This is a genomic window from Paraburkholderia sp. GV068 (genome assembly GCF_003058125.1).
Lineage (GTDB): Bacteria > Pseudomonadota > Gammaproteobacteria > Burkholderiales > Burkholderiaceae > Paraburkholderia > Paraburkholderia graminis.
This window is the reverse complement of the sequence record NZ_QBUB01000023.1, coordinates 57,755-77,831: the sequence shown is the minus strand read 5'-3', so window position 1 is coordinate 77,831 and position 20,077 is coordinate 57,755. Positions and strand designations below refer to the sequence as shown.

The 20,077-nt window shown below is 59.9% G+C and carries 16 protein-coding genes and 2 pseudogenes; 7 read left to right on the top strand and 11 right to left on the bottom strand.

All coding sequences use genetic code 11. The annotated features are described in order from the left end of the window. Nucleotides 1-137: 137 nt before the first annotated feature. Both C8K18_RS33130 and C8K18_RS30590 read right to left on the bottom strand, forming a co-directional pair. Nucleotides 138-377: a hypothetical protein gene (locus C8K18_RS33130; protein ID WP_132384639.1), complete on the bottom strand. Its 240-nt coding sequence runs from the start codon at nt 375-377 to the stop codon at nt 138-140. Between the two features lie 456 nt (nt 378-833). Continuing rightward, nucleotides 834-1,943 carry an AraC family transcriptional regulator gene (locus C8K18_RS30590; protein ID WP_107710820.1) on the bottom strand — a complete coding sequence of 370 codons (1,110 nt, stop codon included), beginning with the start codon at nt 1,941-1,943 and terminating at the stop codon, nt 834-836. Between the two features lie 224 nt (nt 1,944-2,167). Here C8K18_RS30590 and C8K18_RS30585 point away from each other — a divergent pair, with 224 nt between their 5' ends. From C8K18_RS30585 to C8K18_RS30565, 5 genes and pseudogenes are all read left to right on the top strand, one after another. Then, on the top strand, nt 2,168-4,183 hold the full coding sequence (locus tag C8K18_RS30585) for a glycoside hydrolase family 3 protein (protein ID WP_181324957.1): 2,016 nt from the start codon (nt 2,168-2,170) through the stop codon (nt 4,181-4,183). Between the two features lie 239 nt (nt 4,184-4,422). Beyond that, entirely contained in the window at nt 4,423-4,635 is a 213-nt protein-coding gene (locus C8K18_RS33955; protein WP_258196234.1) for a hypothetical protein, read from the top strand. 33 nt (nt 4,636-4,668) lie between these two features. Further along, the gene (locus C8K18_RS33950; protein ID WP_258196233.1) at nt 4,669-4,851 is read left to right on the top strand and encodes a hypothetical protein; all 183 of its coding nucleotides are present in this window, start codon (nt 4,669-4,671) and stop codon (nt 4,849-4,851) included. 732 nt (nt 4,852-5,583) lie between these two features. Beyond that, complete coding sequence (locus tag C8K18_RS30570) at nt 5,584-5,937, top strand: antibiotic biosynthesis monooxygenase (RefSeq protein ID WP_107710818.1); 354 nt, start codon at nt 5,584-5,586, stop codon at nt 5,935-5,937. 658 nt (nt 5,938-6,595) lie between these two features. Further along, nucleotides 6,596-6,883, top strand: a pseudogene (locus tag C8K18_RS30565) (IS30 family transposase); the annotation flags it as partial. Between the two features lie 213 nt (nt 6,884-7,096). Here C8K18_RS30565 and C8K18_RS30560 read toward each other — a convergent pair. The 8 genes and pseudogenes from C8K18_RS30560 to C8K18_RS30520 form a co-directional block, all read right to left on the bottom strand. Beyond that, a complete protein-coding gene (locus C8K18_RS30560; protein ID WP_107710817.1) occupies nt 7,097-7,537 on the bottom strand; it encodes a MarR family winged helix-turn-helix transcriptional regulator in 441 nt (146 codons plus the stop codon). A 3-nt stretch (nt 7,538-7,540) separates the two neighbouring features. Beyond that, complete coding sequence (locus C8K18_RS30555) at nt 7,541-9,454, bottom strand: FAD-binding monooxygenase (protein WP_107710829.1); 1,914 nt, start codon at nt 9,452-9,454, stop codon at nt 7,541-7,543. 253 nt (nt 9,455-9,707) lie between these two features. Beyond that, nucleotides 9,708-10,399, bottom strand: a pseudogene (locus C8K18_RS30545) (IS6 family transposase). Nucleotides 10,400-10,933: 534 nt separating this feature from the next. Then, nucleotides 10,934-12,184 (bottom strand): MFS transporter, encoded by a 1,251-nt coding sequence (locus C8K18_RS30540; protein WP_107710816.1) that lies wholly within the window; start codon nt 12,182-12,184, stop codon nt 10,934-10,936. A 91-nt stretch (nt 12,185-12,275) separates the two neighbouring features. Further along, nucleotides 12,276-13,376 (bottom strand): porin, encoded by a 1,101-nt coding sequence (locus C8K18_RS30535; protein WP_107710815.1) that lies wholly within the window; start codon nt 13,374-13,376, stop codon nt 12,276-12,278. Nucleotides 13,377-13,482: 106 nt separating this feature from the next. Continuing rightward, nucleotides 13,483-15,120, bottom strand: a complete 1,638-nt coding sequence (locus C8K18_RS30530) for a bifunctional 3-(3-hydroxy-phenyl)propionate/3-hydroxycinnamic acid hydroxylase (RefSeq protein ID WP_107710814.1) — start codon at nt 15,118-15,120, stop codon at nt 13,483-13,485. Between the two features lie 86 nt (nt 15,121-15,206). Next, nucleotides 15,207-16,184 carry a VOC family protein gene (locus tag C8K18_RS30525; protein WP_107710813.1) on the bottom strand — a complete coding sequence of 326 codons (978 nt, stop codon included), beginning with the start codon at nt 16,182-16,184 and terminating at the stop codon, nt 15,207-15,209. A gap of 73 nt (nt 16,185-16,257) precedes the next feature. Beyond that, the gene (locus C8K18_RS30520) at nt 16,258-17,106 is read right to left on the bottom strand and encodes a fumarylacetoacetate hydrolase family protein (protein WP_107710812.1); all 849 of its coding nucleotides are present in this window, start codon (nt 17,104-17,106) and stop codon (nt 16,258-16,260) included. Between the two features lie 170 nt (nt 17,107-17,276). Here C8K18_RS30520 and C8K18_RS30515 point away from each other — a divergent pair, with 170 nt between their 5' ends. Next, nucleotides 17,277-18,008 (top strand): TetR/AcrR family transcriptional regulator, encoded by a 732-nt coding sequence (locus C8K18_RS30515; protein ID WP_107710828.1) that lies wholly within the window; start codon nt 17,277-17,279, stop codon nt 18,006-18,008. 248 nt (nt 18,009-18,256) lie between these two features. On the opposite strand, the gene C8K18_RS30510 is transcribed toward C8K18_RS30515, so the two are convergent. After that, complete coding sequence (locus C8K18_RS30510; protein WP_107710811.1) at nt 18,257-19,000, bottom strand: porin; 744 nt, start codon at nt 18,998-19,000, stop codon at nt 18,257-18,259. Between C8K18_RS30510 and C8K18_RS30505 the strand changes: the two genes are divergently transcribed. Continuing rightward, the gene (locus C8K18_RS30505; RefSeq protein WP_107710810.1) at nt 18,890-19,537 is read left to right on the top strand and encodes a LysR substrate-binding domain-containing protein; all 648 of its coding nucleotides are present in this window, start codon (nt 18,890-18,892) and stop codon (nt 19,535-19,537) included. The two genes, C8K18_RS30510 and C8K18_RS30505, sit on opposite strands and share 111 nt — an antisense overlap. The last annotated feature ends 540 nt before the right edge of the window (nt 19,538-20,077 follow it).

The window sequence follows — 20,077 nt, the reverse complement described above, 5'->3', positions numbered from 1 at the left end:
TGCGGCGTCGAGCGTCTTGAACTGACGCACCTTGCGGACATCGAGCTCCCGAGCCGTGCGCAACTGAATCTGCATTTGCCGCCCCTGACGACTGACGACAATCAGGGTTAGCACCCACAGTTCGCCACCGATATCTGTCACGAAGAAGTCGTCCACCATTCCGGCGCGAAAAAAGCTTTCGCCCGAGCCGGCGTCGAGGTTTCAAATTCCTGCTCGAAAAGTTCGCCTGATGTCGTCATGCATTCGTTCTCCCTCGTCGCCGGCAGTGTACCAATACGTTTCGAGAAAATGTCATGACGGAAACAGAAAACCGGCTTCCACGCGAAGCTGCTGCTTTCGCAGGCGAGATCAACGACCTCGCCATCAGTGCGATGCAAGGGCGTTGACGTTAAAATCCAGCTAATTAGCGATCCTATGTGACCTTACATAAGTAAAGGTATGAACATCAGTGGTGTCAGTCCAAGGTTCAGCATCAATTCTACGACCTCGCAATATAAGTAGTACTTTCGCATATCGATTTCACTCACCCCTCGATTTTTACCATGTTCCGGCAACGTGTAACCTATATCAATAAGGAATCACAATTTATGTCAGGCATCTTTCGAATCACATCCGCTGCCAGATTCTATATCCAAGACCGCCAAGGACCACGCTCGCAGAGTTACAGAACACGCTTCATCTCGGTGTTGCGCCATCGCAACAGGCATCGAATCGCACCGATCGTGCCTTCCCCTTACGCCGCGGGGCATTCGTCGTCTTAGCCGCTAGCATTCCAGTGAACAGGGCTAGCGGCAATTATGAACACCTACAGCCGGAATCTCACGTGGGCGTAACTATCTCCGTTCTGACAGACGGAATGCCGACGGTGGCGCGTCATGCCGGGTCCGAAAAAACCGAGTAAAAGCGCTTTGCGACGAAAAACCGAGTTGCTCGCTGATCTGTGCGACGCTCAAATGCGTCTCACGCAGCAGCCGGCATGCTTCCTTGAATTTGACGCGTGCCTCCAGTTCGGTGAAATGCAGGCCCTCCGTTTGCAACTGGCGATGCAAGGTCCATCGCGACGTCTCCAGCCGCTCGCAAATCCGCGCGAGTAGCGAAGGTGACGAATAGCGCTCGTCGCCGGCATCGGTGATGATCTCACCGATCAACTGCTCGACAGTGTTCGAGAACAGATGCCCCCGTTTGACACGCAGCAGTTCCCGCTGCGCCTGCTCACGAAGAAAAGGAGCGAGCGCGCTATTGCAGCGGCCGAAGGGCACGTCGAGCAATGCGGCAGGGAACTCCAGGCGGCTCGCCGCGACGTCGTAGCGCACCTGTGTGCCGAAGAAGTCGCTGGGGTCTTGCGGGCCCGGCAGCGTGGGACACACTAACGACACGTACAACGGCGTGCGATGCGGCTCCTCATAAACGCGAACCAGGCTCGCAATAACCTGAAAGTTCGCGAGCGCCTGAAAGCCGTCTCCCGGAGCGAATTCGGCGATGTAGTCGAACCGCGCATAGTCAGACGTCTCGCGGAAATACAGAAAGTCGAACTCTCCGATCAACGCCCGGAACGTGCAGAACGACTCGAGCGCTTCGCGCAGCGTGCGGGCATTCAGGCACAGGTTGCCAAGCACGGGGAAATCCGGAAAGAGCGTCTGCGGCCGCTCGAATGCGCCGCGAGCCGAAGGCCCTAGCTGTGTCATCAGTTCAACGACGCGCCGATGCCGCGCGCCGTCGATGCGGCCATTCGTGTCCGCCAATTCCCGCGTGCCGATGCCGGTACGGGCGGTGAACAGTTCCGGCGGCACGCCGGCGCGTTCGGCGGCGGCCATGGCGAACACTGCGATGCGATTAGAAACGGTGCGGGCATGGCCGCCCAGATGTGCCTGCGTAGTGGTGGGCATGGGCTTGAAAAAAACGATCGTCGCACGATGATGCAGGCGGATCGACGCAGCGGCCATCGGCAATTGCCATGAGTCGCCCGGCGCTGCCAGGGGTTACCTGGGCTTAGCTGAGGTTACCTGGAGCTACCTAAAGCTTGCATGGTCTTACCGCCCATGCACCGCGACGACAAATGCTGCACCCGCAGGTAAAACGCCGATCAAAACGCCTCGGTAAAATACCGCTACGGCTATCTGTAAGGTCGCTCAGCCGTGTTCACAACAACAGATTCCAGGAGACATGGATGCACTTCTCTTCACGGCCTGTGATTCGCCGCTCAGCCTTGACCGCGTCGTGCGCCGCGCTTGCGTTGGGCCTGTACGCTTGCGGCAGCGCTGATTCGCTCACACCCACGGCCACGCAGCCGGACTTCGGCTACACGACGCTGAACCTGATCACGCGGGACGGCCTCAAGTTCAAGGACATGAACAGGAACGGCCAGCTCGAACCGTATGAAGACTGGCGTTTAAGCGCTGATGCACGCACACGCGATCTCGTGAGCCGCCTCACGCTCGCCGAAAAAGCCGGCCTGATGATGCACGGCACCGCGCCGGTGGTGAACGATACGACCGGCGCGGGCACCGGGACCGCCTACGATTTGGCCGCGTTGAAAACGCAGATCAACGAGCGCGCGATCAGCACCTACATCACGCGCATGAGTGGCGACGCGGGCACCATGGCGGATCAGTACAACCAGATCCAGACGCTCGCGGAGCAGTCACGCCTTGCCATTCCGGTGTCGATCAGTTCCGACCCGCGCAATCACTTCCAGTATGTACTCGGCGCGAGCGCGGGCGACAGTGGCTTCTCGAAGTGGCCCGAAACGCTGGGCTTCGCGGCCATCGGCGACGCGTCGCTCACGCGCAAGTTCGGCGATATCGCACGGCGGGAATATCGCGCGGTCGGCATCACGGTGGCGTTGTCGCCGCAAGCCGACCTCGCCACCGAGCCGCGTTGGGCGCGCATCAACGGCACGTTCGGCGAGGACGCGGATCTGACCCGCGCTCAGGTTCAGGCATATATCGAGGGCTTCCAAGGCGGCAGCAACGGCATTCAGACCAATAGCGTGATCGCCGTCGTGAAGCACTGGGCGGGCTACGGCGCGCAAAAATCCGGCTTCGACAGCCACAACTATTACGGTCGCTATGCGACCTATCCAGGCAACAACTTCGCCTATCACCTGAGGCCGTTCGAAGGCGCGTTCGCCGCTAGGGCGGGTTCCGTCATGCCCACGTATTCGGAACCCGACGGCCCCGTGACGATAGACGGCATAGCGCTCGATCAGGTGGGCGCAGCCTATGACAAGCCGCTTCTGACCGGGCTGCTGCGCGGCAAATACGGCTTTGACGGCGTCATCGTGTCGGACTGGCTGATCGCGTCCGATTGCGACGCGAACTGCGTGAACGGCGTTTCATCCGGTACGCCTTCGTTCGTCGGACTCGGCATGCCGTGGGGCATGGAAAGCGCGACACGTCTGCAGCGTTTCGTCAGAGCGGTCGAAGCGGGCATCGACCAGTTCGGCGGCGAAGACGATCCAGGTTTCCTGATTCAAGCCGTCAATCAGGGGCTGCTGCCGGAGTCGCGTCTTGCCGATTCGGCTTATCGGGTCCTGCTGCAGAAGTTCAGGCAGGGGCTCTTCGAACATCCGTATGTCGATGTGAGCGCAGCGAGCAGGACTGTCGGCAATGCGGACTTCCAGGCGCAGGCGCTCGACGCGCAACGCCGCGCGATGGTGCTGCTGCAGAACAACGACAAGCTTCTGCCCATGACGGCATCCGGCAAGAAAGTCTGGTTATACGATATCGATCCGGCCGTCGCGCGGCAATACGGCTATCAGGTCGTGGACACTCCGCAAGCGGCGGACGTGGCGATCCTTCGTGTGAGCACGCCGTACGAGACGCTGCATCCGAACTACACATTCGGTGCGATGCAACACGAAGGCAGTCTCGCCTACGTCGACGGCAATGCGGACTACGAGGCGATCAAGCAGGCGGCTGGCGCGCCGAAGCAGATCGTCTCCGTGTATATGGACCGGCCGGCCATTCTCACCAACGTGCGCGACAAGGCTACGGCAATTCTTGCGAACTTCGGCGCAAGCGATACGGCGCTCTTCGACGTGCTGACCGGCAAGGGCCGACCGCAAGGCAAGCTGCCGTTCGAGCTGCCGTCCTCGACGGCCGAAGTGGAGGCGCAACTGGCTGACGTTCCACACGACACCGCTCATCCGTTGTATCCGTTCGGCTATGGCCTGACGTATTGATGCCGGCGTAAGTTTGCGTGACCCGGCGCGGCGCACACTCCGTTGTGCGCCGCGCTGTCCGACCTGCATATCAAGCATATGCGCCGCAGTCCTTGGCCCACCTGTTCTGCCACGCCAACGGCACGTTGTATTTGTCCGCCAGGCGTCTACAGTAGGCAGAAGAAACCTCGTTCCCGTCTGATCCGTATCTTTCACCGGAGCACTCTGACCTTTCGATCTTGTGCCTGAAGGAGCGCATCATGGGTTTCCTCAAGCTCGCGCTAATCATCGCCGTCGTCGCTGGTGTTACAAAAGGCATTCAGCTCTTCAATCGCCGCTGCCTGTGGCGGTTCGGCCATACCTTTTTCACGTTGCGTGTCTTCTCGCTCACTGCCATCGCTGTCAACCTCATCTGGTGGGGACTGTATTTCTGGGCTAAAGCCAGCCAGCAGCATGCTCCGACATCCAATTGACTGATTCTCATCGCGCTGGACCTCGCTGCAACGGTGTGGCTGCTCTACGAAAACATCCGCGATACGGATCTGCTGCATGGCGTTGGGGGATCATTCCTTCAGCTCGCGCTCTTCTTTCCGCTGGCTGTATGCAGTTTCCCCCTCCTTCTGGTCGCGATGGTCGTCATGGTCGTCGCCTCACACAAGGGTGGCCCCGCGCTGTTCATCGATCGCTGAAGCGGAAGCCTCTGCATTGCCGGCCCGACGCCGCGCCGAGAGCACGCAAAAAGATCAGCGGTTAGCAGGCCCTGCGTCAAAGCAATCCCACTGGGCCCTTCGCTCTGTCCCAGCTATGGATGATCAACTCGCCACGCAAAGCGGTGTTGCCACGACCCCTTGAACCTAAGGAGGACACCTGTAAGGTCCGGTCTGCTCGTTTCAACGGCCGAATACAATGCTTTGCCGTTTTCCGGAACATCGCCAGTTCCATACGTCGATGTGCAGACCAGGTACAGCCCCGGCTTAAGATCATCGATTGTCAACTCCGTCCATAAGCGCGATTTTCGGCGCGTAGCTAGCGTCTTCGAGTGCCGCGACCTCTTCGGCGACCAGCTCCGCAGTACCGCTCATGCTGGCTACAAGTATGGTGATTTCTTGGCTCACTGACCTATTCCCCTCAAATTCATCGAACGCAGCGCACCGCCTCAAAGACTCCGGTCGAGGACAGCAGCCTTCGGAATAGCCGTAATCGTCCCGATTCGACAAGTGACTGTCAAACCGGCGTAAGCGGGGGGAGGCATCGTGCTCGGCGTGTGCGATATTTCGCCTGCATGTTCGGCCGTTGTATTGAGGCGCAACCGAAACTCATTTTCGAAGCAAAGTAAGACTAACGGGTCGCCTTCCTGCTAGAAACTGGAGGCGCATTCTGAGTTGCAACGTCATACGGGAACAGTCCTTATGGAGATGGAAATGGTTAAGTTCGTTGAAATGGACACCATTGTTGGTATCCGTGACCAACTGGCATCGGATGCGGAGGGGCCCCTGGTCCTTGCTAACGTCTTTCATGTAGCCAAAGCCGACGTCGATGTCCTACTGGCAGCGTGGGAAGACGACGCTAACTACTTCAAGTCGCAGCCAGGATTCATTTCGACACAGCTGCATCAGGGTATCGCGGGCAGCACTACCTTCCTGAATTACGCAGTCTGGGAGAACGTCGAGGCGTTCCGCGCGGCGTTCAACAATCCCGTCTTTCAGTCGAAGCTCGGCAAGTATCCGGCGAGCGCGGTCACCTCGCCTCACCCGTTTGCGCAAGCTCACCGTTAAAAATCTCTGCGTGGCCTGATTCAAGCAAAAAGTGTATACGGAAAGCCAATGTCCGCGATTCCAGGGATGCATCGCGGGCCATCCTCAAAGACAAGTGAAACTGACGCTGAGAGGGGACTGGGGGTCATGCGAACTTCCATAGGATTTGCAGTTGGCTAACGCAGGAAATAGCCGACCGCCGCGAGGGGGGCACCCAAACTTCCATCGTCAATGGCGTAGGGAGAGCGGATGCCGCATTCGCCATCCAGATGGTACAGCCACAACCCCGTCATTTCCACTCCGTCCAGCTTTTCGCGAATGGCCGTGGTTGGCGTTGGCCCCTACGCGGCAATCCAGTCGATTCGCTGCGCGCCGTGCCCGTACTCCCGCAGGACGACAGGATGACTTTCGCACTGTATAGCAAGCATGGCATCGAGACGTTTGATCAACAGCGCCGTTCAGGCACCGACTGAGACTCGGGATCGGAAAGCGGGACCGGCTCAACTTCATCGGCTACGCCGGAAAAGGGCGCTCGCGCCCCAAGGTATCACTGAGACCTGGCTGCCTGAGGGGGATGGACGCTTCATCGAGCGCGAGCGTCCAGAGCAATGTCTCGCGGATGCATCTCAGGGTCGTGTCGACGGTGTGGTTCAGGACTGACATGCCTGCCCAGTTGTGACGGTCATTGACTTGGGATCGTAGCAAGGACCTATCCGATCACGCCCGGTTCACCGTCGAGTGCGGGGTAAAGGTATTCTTCGCCGACCCGCATAGTCCATGGCAGCGCGACACGAACGAGAACACGAACGGTCTTCTGGGACAATACTTGCTAAAGGGCACAGACCTGTCCAGGTGGAGCGCTCAAGAGATCGAGGCCGTTGACAATGCACTGAATACCAGACCCCGGAAAAAGCTCGACTGTAAGACACCTGCCGAAGCTGTGAACGAACATCTAAAATCCGCCTAAGCACCTGATTTCTACCGTTCCCCGCCTGTTCGTAGAAGATGTAATCATCGCTGCGACGGACACGAGTGACCGACTCTGTCCACAAACGCGCTCGAACCGTTTGAGCGAGATAACCGCTTCGGTCAGAGCGGTTCAAACCGCTCCGCTCAGCAACCGCTGTGCGTTCCGGGGTCCTGCCTCCGGCATCGAACAATTCCACGATCCGCGAATGCCCTATTCGCCAGTCGGCAACAGCGCCAATAGCAAGCGCCGCAACTCTCGGGTTTCGACCGGTGTCAGCTTCGCAGTAAGAATGCGCTCCACTTCCTCGACACGCGGTCGCAACGTCGCAAGCTGCTTCTTGCCGGTCGACGTGAGGAACAGCACGTAGCTACGCTTATCGACGGCATCGTCGGAACGTTCAATCAATTCATTGCGGACCATGCGCGCGACAAGATCGGCGATGGTCGATCGGTCTACGTCGAGTTCATCGCCGAGCTGGCGCTGGTTGACGCCTGGCGCTCTGTGCAGGATTTCGAGCGCCGCGTACTGGACGCTCGTGATCTCGGTGGAAACCTCGCTTTGCCAGACAGCCAGATGCCGCTGTTGCGCGCGGCGCACCAGGCTGCCAGTGAATCTGGAAAGCGCGTCAGGATTGTCGATTTTCTCTGGCACTGTCTAGCGGTTCTGCAAGATAGAATCGGTTAGAAAAATGGGCCGCAGGAACGCATTCAATTCCACGAAGGCGTCTAGCGGTAGTACATGTGCCACGTATTGATCCGGACGAACTACGACGAGCGCACCCCGTTCGCGGTCGATGCCGCGCTCATCGAAGATATCAGTCGACGCATCGCTCGTAAATGCCTTCTCATAGTCGATCAGGCCGTATCGGCCCTTGCGCGGCAGCAACGACGCATGCAGATCGTCGAGCCGGACTTCGCGATGCGGCGTTTGCAACACGGCGCGCAGATCGAGAACGCTATCCACATCGGTATCGCTCGGCGTACAGACGCGCAGCACAGATTCCGGCGACGTGGCGAGATGCTCGCAGAGCGCGTCGAGTGCCTTTCCGCGCCTGTCCGAGAAAGCGTACAGGCGCCAGCGGCCGTCAGCGAGCGCAACGTGACCGAGGTGCATCGGCTTTGCATCGGCGATGCGAACGACGGGCGATGAATGAAAGCGTGTTCCGATCGTGAAGCCGCTCGCGAGCGACTGGTGCGTCGCTTCCCCCGTCAGCGCCCCCGGACGATAGCGCGTCGCCACGCCCGCCGTATATCGACCGACGCGCACGAAGTACGCCTGAAGTTCGGCGGGATCGACACCGCCCGCCTCGGGATGATCGGGGTCTTTCGGCGGCCCGGCCATCATCGCGGACCACTCCTTGTCGAAGTCGATGAGTTCCTGCGCGACGGGCTGCCGTTCGTCCGAATAGGTACGCAAGAGTCGCGCGTCGCTGCGTCCTTGCAGCACTGCCCCGAGCTTCCAGCCGAGGTTAAAGCCATCCTGCATCGAGACGTTCATACCTTGCCCCGCTTTCGCGCTGTGCGTATGACAGGCATCGCCCGCGATGAACACGCGTGGTTCACGCAATGTTCCATCGGCTGCGATGGCATCGTCGAAGCGATCGGTCAAGCGTTGCCCGACTTCATACACGGAGAACCACGCGACCTCTTTGACGTCCAGCGAATAAGGATGAAGGATTCCTTGCGCGGTCTGGACAATGCGCTCCACCGTGGTCTGCCTGATGGTGTCGCGATTCTCCGGCGTGACTTCACCCAGATCGACGTAAAAGCGCACCAGATAGCCGCCTTCTCGTGGAATGATCAGCAGGTTGCCCTTGCTCGCCGACTGGATCGCGACCTTAAGGCGGATGTCCGGGAAATCGGTCACGGCCAGCGCGTCCATGACGCCCCACGCGTGGTTCCCGGCGTCGCCATTCAGCGTCTGCCCAATGGCTCCGCGCACGCGGCTGCGGGCGCCATCGCAACCCACTACGTAACGCGCGCGCACCTTGACTTCCTCACCCAGCCGCGCCGCATCCGTTCGGCGCAATGTGACGATCGCCGGATATGCATCGGCATCATCGCGCGCTACATCGACGACCTCGAGATCGTAATCGGGTTCTAGTCGTTGTACGGACCGTCGCATCACATCGAGAAGGTACTCCTGCACGCGCGCCTGATTGACAATGACATGCGGAAATTCGGAGATACCTGATTCGGTATCCTGAACACGTCCAGTACGTTTGATCGCACCGCGGTCGTTGGTGTCCGGTCTCCAGAAAACGGTCTCATTGACCCAATACGCTTCGCGCAGCAGACGCTCGCTGAGCCCGAATGCATGGAACATCTCGACAGTCCGACAGGCAACGCCGTCCGCCTGTCCCATGAGCAACGGCCCCGAGCGACGCTCGACGATGCGCGTCGTAATCGACGTAAACTGCGACAACTGAGCCGCCAGCACAAGTCCCGCCGGCCCGCTTCCGACGATGAGAACATCGACCGCAGCAGGCATGTCGATGCGAGGCGCGCCTTCGGCGGCCGGCGCGATCATCGGATCGCCCGTATGAAAACCGTTGAGATGAAACTGCATGATGTCGTCCTCCATTTAATCTCGACTACCCTGGCAGCCAATATACTCCGTACACCAACTATATCCAAGAGCTTCTCGCGGATCTGCTGTATACCCTGGGATCAAGATGCGCTTTGCGAATCGCCGTCGATGGAGGCATTTGACCGGATATGGACCGTCCGGCATCGGATGCGAGAAAGACAGCGAGCGCCGCGATGGGTTTTGTCGCAATAATGAATGCGCGGGCAGGAAGGTTAGATAGGGTGAGGACGGCTTATGCAGCCAACGAGTAATACTGCTTGGCGAAAATTTGCGCAATGCCACCGTCTTTCATCTGGCCTTTGACTATCATGTGCATGAACTCGGTGCCGCCCGGAACGATGCGTGTACAACGAAAACTTCTGAAGCCCAGCATCGGTCGGCTGCGACGCCGGATGGCACGATGGTTCTGCTCCACGACGTTGTTCGGCTACTTTTTCTGGCCGATCCTGATCGGCGTCTCACGTTCAGCGCCTTGAGCGCCGCCAGATCCGATCCGCTTCTATCAATCGTCACGGTCTCCGGTTCGCCGTTCTGGACGATCGCCTTTTCGACGTAGCGCCGGGCCGCAACCTTGTCACGATGGGCTCGCAGCGGGAAATCGATTGTTTGCCAGCCTTGTCCACGGCGCGATACAGATATTTCCACTCGCTCCCGACCCGAATGTACGTTTCGTCCATACGCCAGCTCCTGCCGCTGCCCGCTTACGGCGTGGGCACGCTTTCTCCAGCACCGGCAGCAGTTTGAGCGCCCAGCGATGCACGGTCGAAGGGTCAACCGAAACGCCTCGCTCGGCCATCATCTGCTCGAGGTGGCGCAGACCCAGCGGATACGCAACGTACCCGCGCACGCAAACAAGGATTACATCGCGCGAATAGTGCAGACGCTGCGCACCTTCGCCACAGCCGGATTAAGCTTCTGCTTCATCGATCAACCGTTCGTTCTCAGGGCTTCACCATCGCAGGTCCCTTATTGCGACAAAACCAAATCAATCGCATCGACAAACTCCTGCCCTGGCGCATAGCCGACAAGCTCCGCAAACAGATCAGCCGGCCGCCTCCTGACGCAAACGATCCAGATAGATCCTGTCCACGATCGACGATCATGGACAGGATCTCGCCCGATCTACCCGTAACTCTCCGGGTCATCCTCATGCCTCACGCGCCTGCGAAATGGAGACCGGCCGTCGTCAGCCGCTTACCGATATCTCTCTGAATATCGATGTCTGGTGCAACCTCGATCAATCCGAGGCCCCTGAACCGCGTCGTGCCGTCCGGAACTTCAGCGCCCACGGTTAGCGACGCGGTCCGCGTCAGATTCATCATCTGCATGAACCCGACCGGCCAGTTCGTCGGGTCCGAGGACCATCGCACGAAAATTCTTCGACGCGTGAATGATCTCGGCCCGAGTGGATGGTCCGTCAGGTCGTTCGCACTATCGAAGCCGATCTTTACCGGCCCTTTATGACGCGACCGCAGCAGGCTGAGCCCGCAGGCGCAACGGTGCCGTTTCCCTAAGGCAAAGCGTCACGACGAGACCGACGGCGAGCGCCACAAAACCCAGATGCATGATGTACTGGATGCCAAAGTGCTTCGCCACATAACCAGCGATGACCGGTGCCACACCGCCGCCGAATACTTCGCCGATGCCGACCACCACCCCCGACGCGGTCGACATCAGCTTCGCGGGCACGGACTCCGCACTCAGCGGTCCGACAGTCAGCGTAATCATGCTGAAGACGAAGAGCAGCGTCAGCATCAGGTACGTGAACAGCATGGTCGGATTCGGGCCGGTGCGCGCAAGCAGCACTAGAAACACCGCTGCGCCAATCACCGACAGGATCATGACTGGTTTGCGTCCAAGCCGGTCGGACAGCGCGGGCATCACCAGCGTGCCCAGCGTGCCGCCGAAGCCGATTGCTGACAGTACGTAGCCCATCTGCTGCATGCCCAGGTGCAGGTAGTCGACAAGATAGCTCGGGAACAGCGCACTGAGCACCACCAGACAGGTGAGCCAGCAGAGCATGCCGAGGATGTTCAGTGGAATGTTGCGGTAGCGGAATACGTCGGTCCATTTGTGCCCGGCCGCGTCATGCGTCATCGTGTGCTCGGCTGCAGTCGAAGCCCGGGTGTTACGCAGGACTTTCCACAGCAGGAAGGCAACGACCAGTCCAGGAATCGACACGATCGCAAAGATTGAATGCCACGGCAGGAACTTCAGCAGTTGCGTGACGAGGATGGGTGCGAGGCCCAGGCCAAACAGCGGCAGCGCCATCTGCTGGATACCAATATTGCGGCCGTGGCGTGTCGGCTTCGACGCATCGAGGGTTGCCACGATACTCGCCGGCGTGAACGCGCCTTCTGCAAAACCCATCACGGCGCGAATCAGGATCAGCGTGCCGACGCCGATGGCCAGACCGCTCAGTCCCGCCAGCAGCGAGAACGTCACGATCGCGGGAATGATGACCTTGCGGTGACCGATGCGGTCCGAGAGGTTCCCCATGAACATCGCTGAAACCCCCCACGCCACCGACAGGGCGCCCGTGATATGACCCAGATCCTGATAGTCCAGATGAAGATCGGTCATCATGGTCGGAAACAGCGGCATGATCATGAACCGGTCGATCCCGACCAGTCCGAATCCAAGCGCGAGCAGGGTGACGGCTTTCCACTCATAGGCCGTATCCCAGCGTGAACCGACATTGCTTTCCATGTTTGCTTCTCCCGAAGTGCGGGCGCTGCGGCCCACGAAAAAGGACGAGGCGGCCGCGAGCCCATGCCCGGACCGGTCAGAACCCCAATAATCAGAAAGCCGTCTGAAGCCCGAGCCGGCCAATAAGCTGATGGTCCGTGCTGGACTGGCCCGCACTATTGATCCAGGCGTTGTGCCCACCCTCGACGTCTCCGCCCGTCCACTGGAATACGCTCTCTGCATAGACCACGGTTCGCTTCGACAGGGAATACTGCAGCGCGGTGGTGACCTGCTGCGCCTTGTTGTGGCTGAGCTCGGCATTGCCCCTCATGTACTGGTAGTTCGCGCCTAGCCGCCAGAAGGGATTGAACGCATAGAGGCCGCCCGCCTGAAGCACCTGAACCATTCCGCCGGAGAGCGTGTTTTTTGTATTTGTGTACAGTGCGTTCAGATACAGCTCGCCAATCGCCTGGCTCACGCCAACACCGAAGTTGCGGATGCCGTCGTGACCATTGTTCAGAGCCTGATATCTCGTCTCGTTGTAGGCGGCGCCGACGCCGAAGCCACCGATCGCATAGTTCACGCCGAAGCCGACGGTGTTGTTCGATGAGAATGAACCGGCTGTATTGCCGAAGCCGTACAACGCACTCATGCGCAGGCCGTCGAACGTGGCCGAGGTCAGCTTCACCGAGTTGGAGACCCGCGACGTACCCGCAATCTGGTCGAAATCAAACGAACCGGTCGGGTTCTGCGGAATACCCAGCGCGGCAAATGGCCCCTGACGCATGTTGTACAAACCGCCGTACATGAACGCGCCGTCGAGTTTTGCGGGCGGGAAGAAGAGGAAATCCGCCATCAGGTTGTACTGCTGGCCAAACGTGACGCGACCGATGCCGTCCTTTTCCAGGCCCACAAACCCCTGCCGGTTAAAGTCGGCGCTTGGGCCCGGGATGCCCTTGCCCGTGTTCACCGCAAACTGCGATTCGAGGTCAAACAGGGTTTTGTATCCGCCACCGAGGTCTTCCACGCCCCGGATACCCCATAGACTCGGCGTCCAGATGGAATCATCCGCCTTGAAGTTGTGATTGCCGTTTTCGCTGGACGCGTAGCTCACGCCGACGTCCAGCAAGCCAAACAGCGTCACGCTGCTTTGTGCGTGGGCGCTGGACACGAGCACGAACGGCACTGCCATACCTGCCAATGTTTTTTTCATTCTGTACTCCTCCATATTATGGATATACTTAATTTATCTGCATCGACAAACCCAACCCACTTCTGGAACTACGCCGCGGACGAAGACGTCGGCGGCGGCCCGCACTTTATGCTGCACTGCTCCCCGGCGTCCCACGTTCGCCAGCAGGCGCTTCTGTCAGCGACAGTTGTGAGGCGAGGTTGGTTACCAGCACCGGCAACGCCGAAAGGGTTTTGACCGCACCAAAGACGTAGTAGTCCGGCCGAACGATGATCGCCTTCACGCCATGTTCATCGAAGAACTGCCTGTACTTGCCGCTCACGTCGAACAGGATGCGGCCTAGTGCCGTCTTAGCGGGGTCGTCCGTGATACCAATGGTCCGGGCACCGATCCGGACCAGCATTGCCATGGACGCGGCGTCCAGATGCTGTTCCGGATCCACGTCAAGCGCGATGACGTGGAAGCCGTTCGGGATCGCATCGTCGTAGCGCAGTTCCTCACCGTCATTGCGAACCTGCCCGTGCACGCTGAGCAAACCGGCAGCGCTGCGGCCCGCGTCGCGTTCCTCGCCGCAAATAAGGCCGTCGGTGAGGCCAGGGAATGGCGGCAGCGGCGGCACCTGACCGGACAGATAGGCTTCATCACGTCGCGCGGCTTCTTCGCGATCGGAAATACACACCACCTGTCCCATCGCGATGGACGCGTCGATCACCGCGCGCACCTGCGGCCGACGCTCCGGCGTGTAGCCCTCCAGCAACTCCGACGAAGCGAGGCCCTTCAGAATCAGGTCGAATCGCCACGCGAGATTCCATGCGTCCCGGATTCCCGAGCACATCCCCTGCCCCATGAACGGCGGCATCTGGTGTGCGGCGTCACCCGCGAGCACGACCCGTCCGCTGTGCCAGTTTTGGGCGATCAGTGAGCGGAACTTGTAGACCGCGTAGCGCACCAGCGTCGCGTTTTCCGGGCTGACCCAAGGCGACAGCAGTTCCCACACTTTCTCAGGCTTCTGAAGGTCCTCAATCGACTCGTGGGGCAAACGCATGAATTCCCAGCGACGGTAGCCGGGGCCGCCCGGCACCATGGTCGTCGGGCGCGCCGGATTGCACCACTGGCCGATGTCAGGCACATCCAGCACCACGCCCTCGTTCGGCTTCAGGTCAATGACGAGCCAGTCTTCCTCGAAGCCGAGGTCCTCGAAGGCGATATTGGTGGACTTCCGCACAAAGCTGTTCGCACCGTCTGCGCCGACCACATAACGGGCACGCACGGTTTGCGTCTCGCCGGTCGGCACCCAAGTGTTGCCGTCCATTCCTCCCTTGCGCAACGTCACTTCACAGCAGTCGGGCAGCTGCCGCAGCCCCGTGGCTTCCCAGCCTTGCTGGACAGAGACGCTCGGCAAGGACTTTGCCTTGCGGTCGAGCAGCGCTTCGAGCGATGGCTGGTTGAAGAGATAGCCGACCGGACCGTCGCTGATGGATTCCGCTGACCAGTCGATCTCGACGAGCGTTTTCCAGTCGGCGTTGAACCACTGATACGTGGACGAAGGTTGCGAGATGCGCTCCACGTCCTTCCCGATCCCCATCGCGTGAAACACACGGCGGATTTCATGGTCATGGAAAACGGCGCGCGGCAGCGGATAGAGAGCGGGCCAGCGGTCGAAGACCGCCACGCTATAGCCGCGTTCACCCAGAAGGATGGACAGCGATTGTCCGACGGGTCCGTATCCGACGATAACGACATCAAGAATGTTCTGGTCAGCCATTTCAGTTCACCTGCTGGAAAAGCGAGTTTTGCCCTGGCGCCAGCGCATCTGGCTGCCATCGAAACGCGATTGAGGGAAGAAAGCTTTTAGCCTTCCGGAATCACGCCGGCCGCCCCAGTTGGCGTTTCTGTGTTCCGAATGAAGTTGTCGGGCACGGCAGGGCCCCAGAGATAAAGCGAGTCTTCCGGCGGAAAGTCGCCCGCTGGCCAAAGTTTTCCGGGCGATACGAAATCGATGTCTGCCGAGTATTCGCAGAACGAGCCCCACGGATCTTCGACGTAGTGAAAATAATTGGATCCGAGTACGTGCCGGCCAGTACCCCACCCTTTGTCATAACCGGCGGCAGCCATCTGTGCCGCACCTTCGCCTACCTGGTTGACGTCCTCGACGTCCCAGGCCGCGTGATGCCAGCCGCGTGCCGTGCTTTTCGCGAAAGCAACCAGATGGTGGTCGCTGCCGTGCGGCGCGTGGGTGAACGCAATGATGTCGAGCGATTTGTCCGAAAGCCGCAGGCCGAGCGCCTTGCTGTAGAAATCGAGCGCACGAAGAACGTCTGGCGTGAACAGAAGAACGTGGGACAGACGGCGCGGACGAACCGGCTTCGACTCTGAACGTGTGTGCGAACCACGGTCATCCGCAGCACTGCCGGCAACGATGCACCGTGTCTTTGCAGACGGGCTGGTTTTTGGGCCCGTCTTGATCTGCAGCAGGTTGCCGTCCGGATCCCGGAACCAGAAACCGGCAGGGTCGTGCGCAGGGTTGCCTTCAGTGAGGACAGCGCCTGCCGCCTGCACCTGGTTCCGGAGTGCATCGAGGTCTTCCTCGAAACAGTTGAAGCTCAGCCAGGCGAGGGACTTTGTGGACGAAGGCAGGATGCGCGCCCAGCGATGACCGTCGGCCGCCCGGATATCGAGTTCGCGCGCGCCTGCGTTATCCGTCACCGTGAGGTCGAGTCCGAAGGCGCGGAAGAAACGCTCGGCGTCGTCTACCGACGGCACATTCAACGCGAAGTGGTCGATCGAATGCACACTCGCGCCGCAACTGACGACTACGGGTTCAGCCATGACTGTCTCCATCGAGTTTTTGTGATGGCCGGCTCTCCGGCCAGCTTGCGTTAGGTTGGGCCGCCTTCGTCGATCAGTTCGCGGCTTCGTCGGCAATGACGTTTCTGAGTGTGCCGATTTTCTCAACCGTGACTTCGCAGACGTCGCCCGCTGTCATGAAGACTTTCGGGTTGCGCGCCCAGCCGATACCCGACGGTGTGCCGGAGACGATAACGTCGCCCGGTTCCAGCGTGATGGCTTCACTGATGACGCTGATGAGGGTCGCGACGTCGAAAACCATGGAGTCCGTGCTGGCGGACTGAACCACCTCGCCATTCAAACGCGTCTCGAGCAACAAGCCCTTCGCGCCGGGCGGCAATTCGTCTGTCGTGACGAGGTCAGGTCCAAAGGCACCGGTGCCGTCGAAGTTCTTGCCGACCGTCCACTGCGGCGTCTTGAACTGGTATTCACGCACGGACCCGTCATTGAAGAGCGAGTAGCCAGCGACGCAGGAGAGTGCTCCTTCCTTCGCGATGTGACGTCCACCCTTGCCCAGCACCACCGCGATCTCGCCTTCGAAGTCGAGCCCTTCGGAATCCGTGACGCGGGGGCGAATCATTGGCTGCTCATGCGCGATCAGGCTCGTATGGACGCGGAAAAACAACGTCGGATAGGCCGGCTGCGCATACTTGCTCTCCGACGTGTGGTCCGCAAAGTTCAGGCCGACGCAGATGATCTTGGGTGGTCGTTGCAGCGGTGGCAAAAACCTGAGGTGCTGCGCCGATACTTTCTCTGCGCCGGCATGATTTCTGGCGTAATCACCAAGATCAGCGCCGCGCCCGAGCAGTGATTCGAGCGTTTCGTCGCCCAGAATCCTCACCTGCTCGCCCTCGCGAACGCCCAACATGGCCTTGCCTCCCCGCTCAAAACTGACGAATCGCATCGCTGCCTCCTCTAGCGCTCCGGCGAAACGCCGAAGACATCACAGTTTGTATTGACATATATGTCAATTCGAATTCTAGTTGATTTGACTACATCGTCAACTAGAATAGTCTCAGGACAAACCCGCATACGCGAGTGCTGTAAAATCATGACGAATCAATGGGAAACGCCATGTCCGAATCGCAGCCGGTCGAAAATTATCAAACTCGTGTGGGCGCCCTGCGGCGCGAAAAAACCCGTAACCGCCTGATTGAAAGCGCGCTAGGCGTCTTCGCCGAAAAAGGTCCGGACGCTCCGCTCATCGATGACTTTATTGCCGCGGCCGGGGTCGCCCGGGGGACGTTCTATAACTACTTCCGGACCACTGCCGAACTGCTTGCTGCGGTCGCAGGGGAAAGCAGCGACGAAGTGCTCGGCGTGATCGACCCTCTCGTGCGGGAAATCAGTGATCCCGCCCAGCGGGTCGTGACGGGTTCACGCCTCTACATGCAGATGGCGGCCCGTTATCCACTGTGGGGCGCGTTTATTACGCGGGTGGGCACCAAGCGCGGGTCTCGCGGCCGCCTGCTCGACGAATACCTGACACGCGATCTGCAGACGGCAGTTGATGCGGGCAGATTTCAGGTAGCCAACGTTGTCGTGGCACGCGACATTGCGCTGGGCTCCATCATGTACGGCATTGAAACCCTCCTTTCGGGTGAGGCACCGGTCGACTATGCAGAGCAATCGATGTACGCGCTGCTTCAGGCGTTCGGTATCGATGCAAAAGAAGCGCGGGAACTCGCCTATGCAAAGATTGCCGACTGCCCCGGACCGCGCGGCGTTATCTTTGAGCGCGTGAGATCGCCTCCCGTCGAGGGCGAAGTCGAGACGGTGGAACATCCCCTTCCCGCCACCAACTGAGAGGGCTTTGTCGCAACAAGGGACCTGCTATGGCAAAACCCCTTAGAACGGACGGTCTGGGCATTGCAAACACTCGCCGATTTTGCCCGAGCGCAGGTATCGATTGTTCGTGCCGCAGAGCACAGGCCAGTCACAAAGCCATCGCAGCAGGGAGACGTGGTGGAGGCAGCCGTCGAATGAAACCGCTGACTGAATAGCAGCACAACCGTCACGCCCGGGCTGATACGGTTGCGCGCCGATCGTCCGAATTAAAACGTCGTCGCCATCCCAACCCGCCCTAGCACCTGATTGGCGGTCGACGATGGTGCAGTAAGGCCATTAATCCATGCGCCGACCAGACCATTACCGCCGATCGCGTGCTGATAGATCCCTTCGAGATACACGCTCGTGCGTTTGGACAACCAATACATCAGCGACGCCGCCACTTCGTGCGCCTTGTTATCCGACAGCTGCGCATTCCCCTTCATGTACTGATAGTCCGCACCGAACGACCAGTCCGGCGCGAAACGCCAGTTCGCGCCGATCTCCACCATGTTGACCTCGCCGCCGGTCAGCGTGTTGCGGGTGTTCGTGTACAGCATATTCGTGAGCACGGCGTTGAAGTCGTAGCGCACGCCGACGCCCCAGTTCCGGATACCGTCGTGGCCGTTATTGAACTGCGCATAGTTGATGTCCGTGTACGCCGCCGCGATACCAAACGGGCCATGCTTGTACTCCATCGACGCGCTAACTGTGCTGTCGGCCGAAAACGACCCCGCCACGCCGCCGAAACCATACATCGCGCCAAACGAAAACCCTTGGTAGTCGATCGACTTGTACTTCACCGAACTTGGAATGCGCGACGAGCCGGCCACGCGATCGAAGTCCCATGAGCCAGTCGGATTGCTCGGAATGTTCAGTGCGGCGAATGGACCCCGATCGTCACGCCCGACATCGGCGAGGTCAACTTCCTGCCCAAGCTCCTGGCGCGCTTCGCGAAGCAGGCGCCTCACGCGCGCCTCCGGACAGTCGCCATGCCGCGAACACCGGCGGCCGGCGCGCTGGAGTCCGGCGAAGCCCAGCTGGCCGTCGGCTACTTCCCTGATCCGCAAAGGGCCGGATTCTTCCACCAGAAGCTGTTCGACAATCCGCACGTCTGCCTGGTGCGGTCCGACCATCCATTTGTGGGAAGCCGTATCACGCTCAAGGAATATCTCTCGGCTTCTCACGCCACCGTTCGGCCCGAAGGGCGTGAACACGTGTTTGAGCAGTTCATGCTGCAGCGCGGCCTTCGCCGCAACGTGCTGGTCGAACTCTCGCACTTCATGAGCCTTCTGCCGATTATCGAGCGCTCACATCTGATCGCAACCGTCCCGCGTGACCTTGCCGACGTTTGTGTGCGCTACGGGACGGTGCGACTCGTCGAAGTTCCCCTGAAGTCGCCTGTGATCGCCGTGCACCAATCGTGGCACAGCCTCTTCCACAAGGATCCGGCCAACATTTGGCTTCGTGGCGTCGTCCAATCGCTGTTCACCTCCAGGCAACGATAGACCGCGGCGCTTCACCTGAGGGTGACGCCCGGCCCGCGCACACGGGCGATCTCGACCGGTGGCTCGCGGTCGCAGAATAGGCGTAGGAAACGGCCGAGGTGCGGCACTGTGCTTGCGATGGGCCTGACGGCGTGGACAAACACCGCGGCCCCAGCGCCTCGCGCGCCAAGGACACCTTCTAAGTCGGCACGCCAGGGAGAAACTGATCCCTCACTAACAACCGGGTTCCCGTTGGACCATGACGGGACAGTCACCCGCTGGTTAGCTGCCGAACGCGGCTGAGCCAACCCAACCCGTTTGTTGTGACCCCACGAGGTCTATATTCGCAGTCAACATAACCACGGTATCCGGCCTCCACAAGCTGCGTTAGAAGCTGAACGTAATTGGCCGCGTCGTCGTCGGGCTCTCTTCCGCTGGCAAAACCAGCGATTTGCACATACCCGGTCCGCACCATAAAGCTCAATTACCTCTGCAACGTTTGGATTGAGTATGCCCACGTGGTAGAGGTCCAACAGGAGCCGAACTCGCGAATCCGCGACC

What these genes read in the sequence shown, in the direction of transcription:
- C8K18_RS30590 (WP_107710820.1), bottom strand. Translation starts at nt 1,943, where the DNA reads ATGGCCGCTGCGTCGATCCGCCTGCATCATCGTGCGACGATCGTTTTT.
- C8K18_RS30585 (WP_181324957.1), top strand. Translation starts at nt 2,168, where the DNA reads ATGCACTTCTCTTCACGGCCTGTGATTCGCCGCTCAGCCTTGACCGCG.
- C8K18_RS33955 (WP_258196234.1), top strand. Translation starts at nt 4,423, where the DNA reads ATGGGTTTCCTCAAGCTCGCGCTAATCATCGCCGTCGTCGCTGGTGTT.
- C8K18_RS30570 (WP_107710818.1), top strand. Translation starts at nt 5,584, where the DNA reads ATGGTTAAGTTCGTTGAAATGGACACCATTGTTGGTATCCGTGACCAA.
- C8K18_RS30555 (WP_107710829.1), bottom strand. Translation starts at nt 9,454, where the DNA reads ATGCAGTTTCATCTCAACGGTTTTCATACGGGCGATCCGATGATCGCG.
- C8K18_RS30540 (WP_107710816.1), bottom strand. Translation starts at nt 12,184, where the DNA reads ATGGAAAGCAATGTCGGTTCACGCTGGGATACGGCCTATGAGTGGAAA.
- C8K18_RS30535 (WP_107710815.1), bottom strand. Translation starts at nt 13,376, where the DNA reads ATGAAAAAAACATTGGCAGGTATGGCAGTGCCGTTCGTGCTCGTGTCC.
- C8K18_RS30530 (WP_107710814.1), bottom strand. Translation starts at nt 15,120, where the DNA reads ATGGCTGACCAGAACATTCTTGATGTCGTTATCGTCGGATACGGACCC.
- C8K18_RS30525 (WP_107710813.1), bottom strand. Translation starts at nt 16,184, where the DNA reads ATGGCTGAACCCGTAGTCGTCAGTTGCGGCGCGAGTGTGCATTCGATC.
- C8K18_RS30520 (WP_107710812.1), bottom strand. Translation starts at nt 17,106, where the DNA reads ATGCGATTCGTCAGTTTTGAGCGGGGAGGCAAGGCCATGTTGGGCGTT.
- C8K18_RS30515 (WP_107710828.1), top strand. Translation starts at nt 17,277, where the DNA reads ATGTCCGAATCGCAGCCGGTCGAAAATTATCAAACTCGTGTGGGCGCC.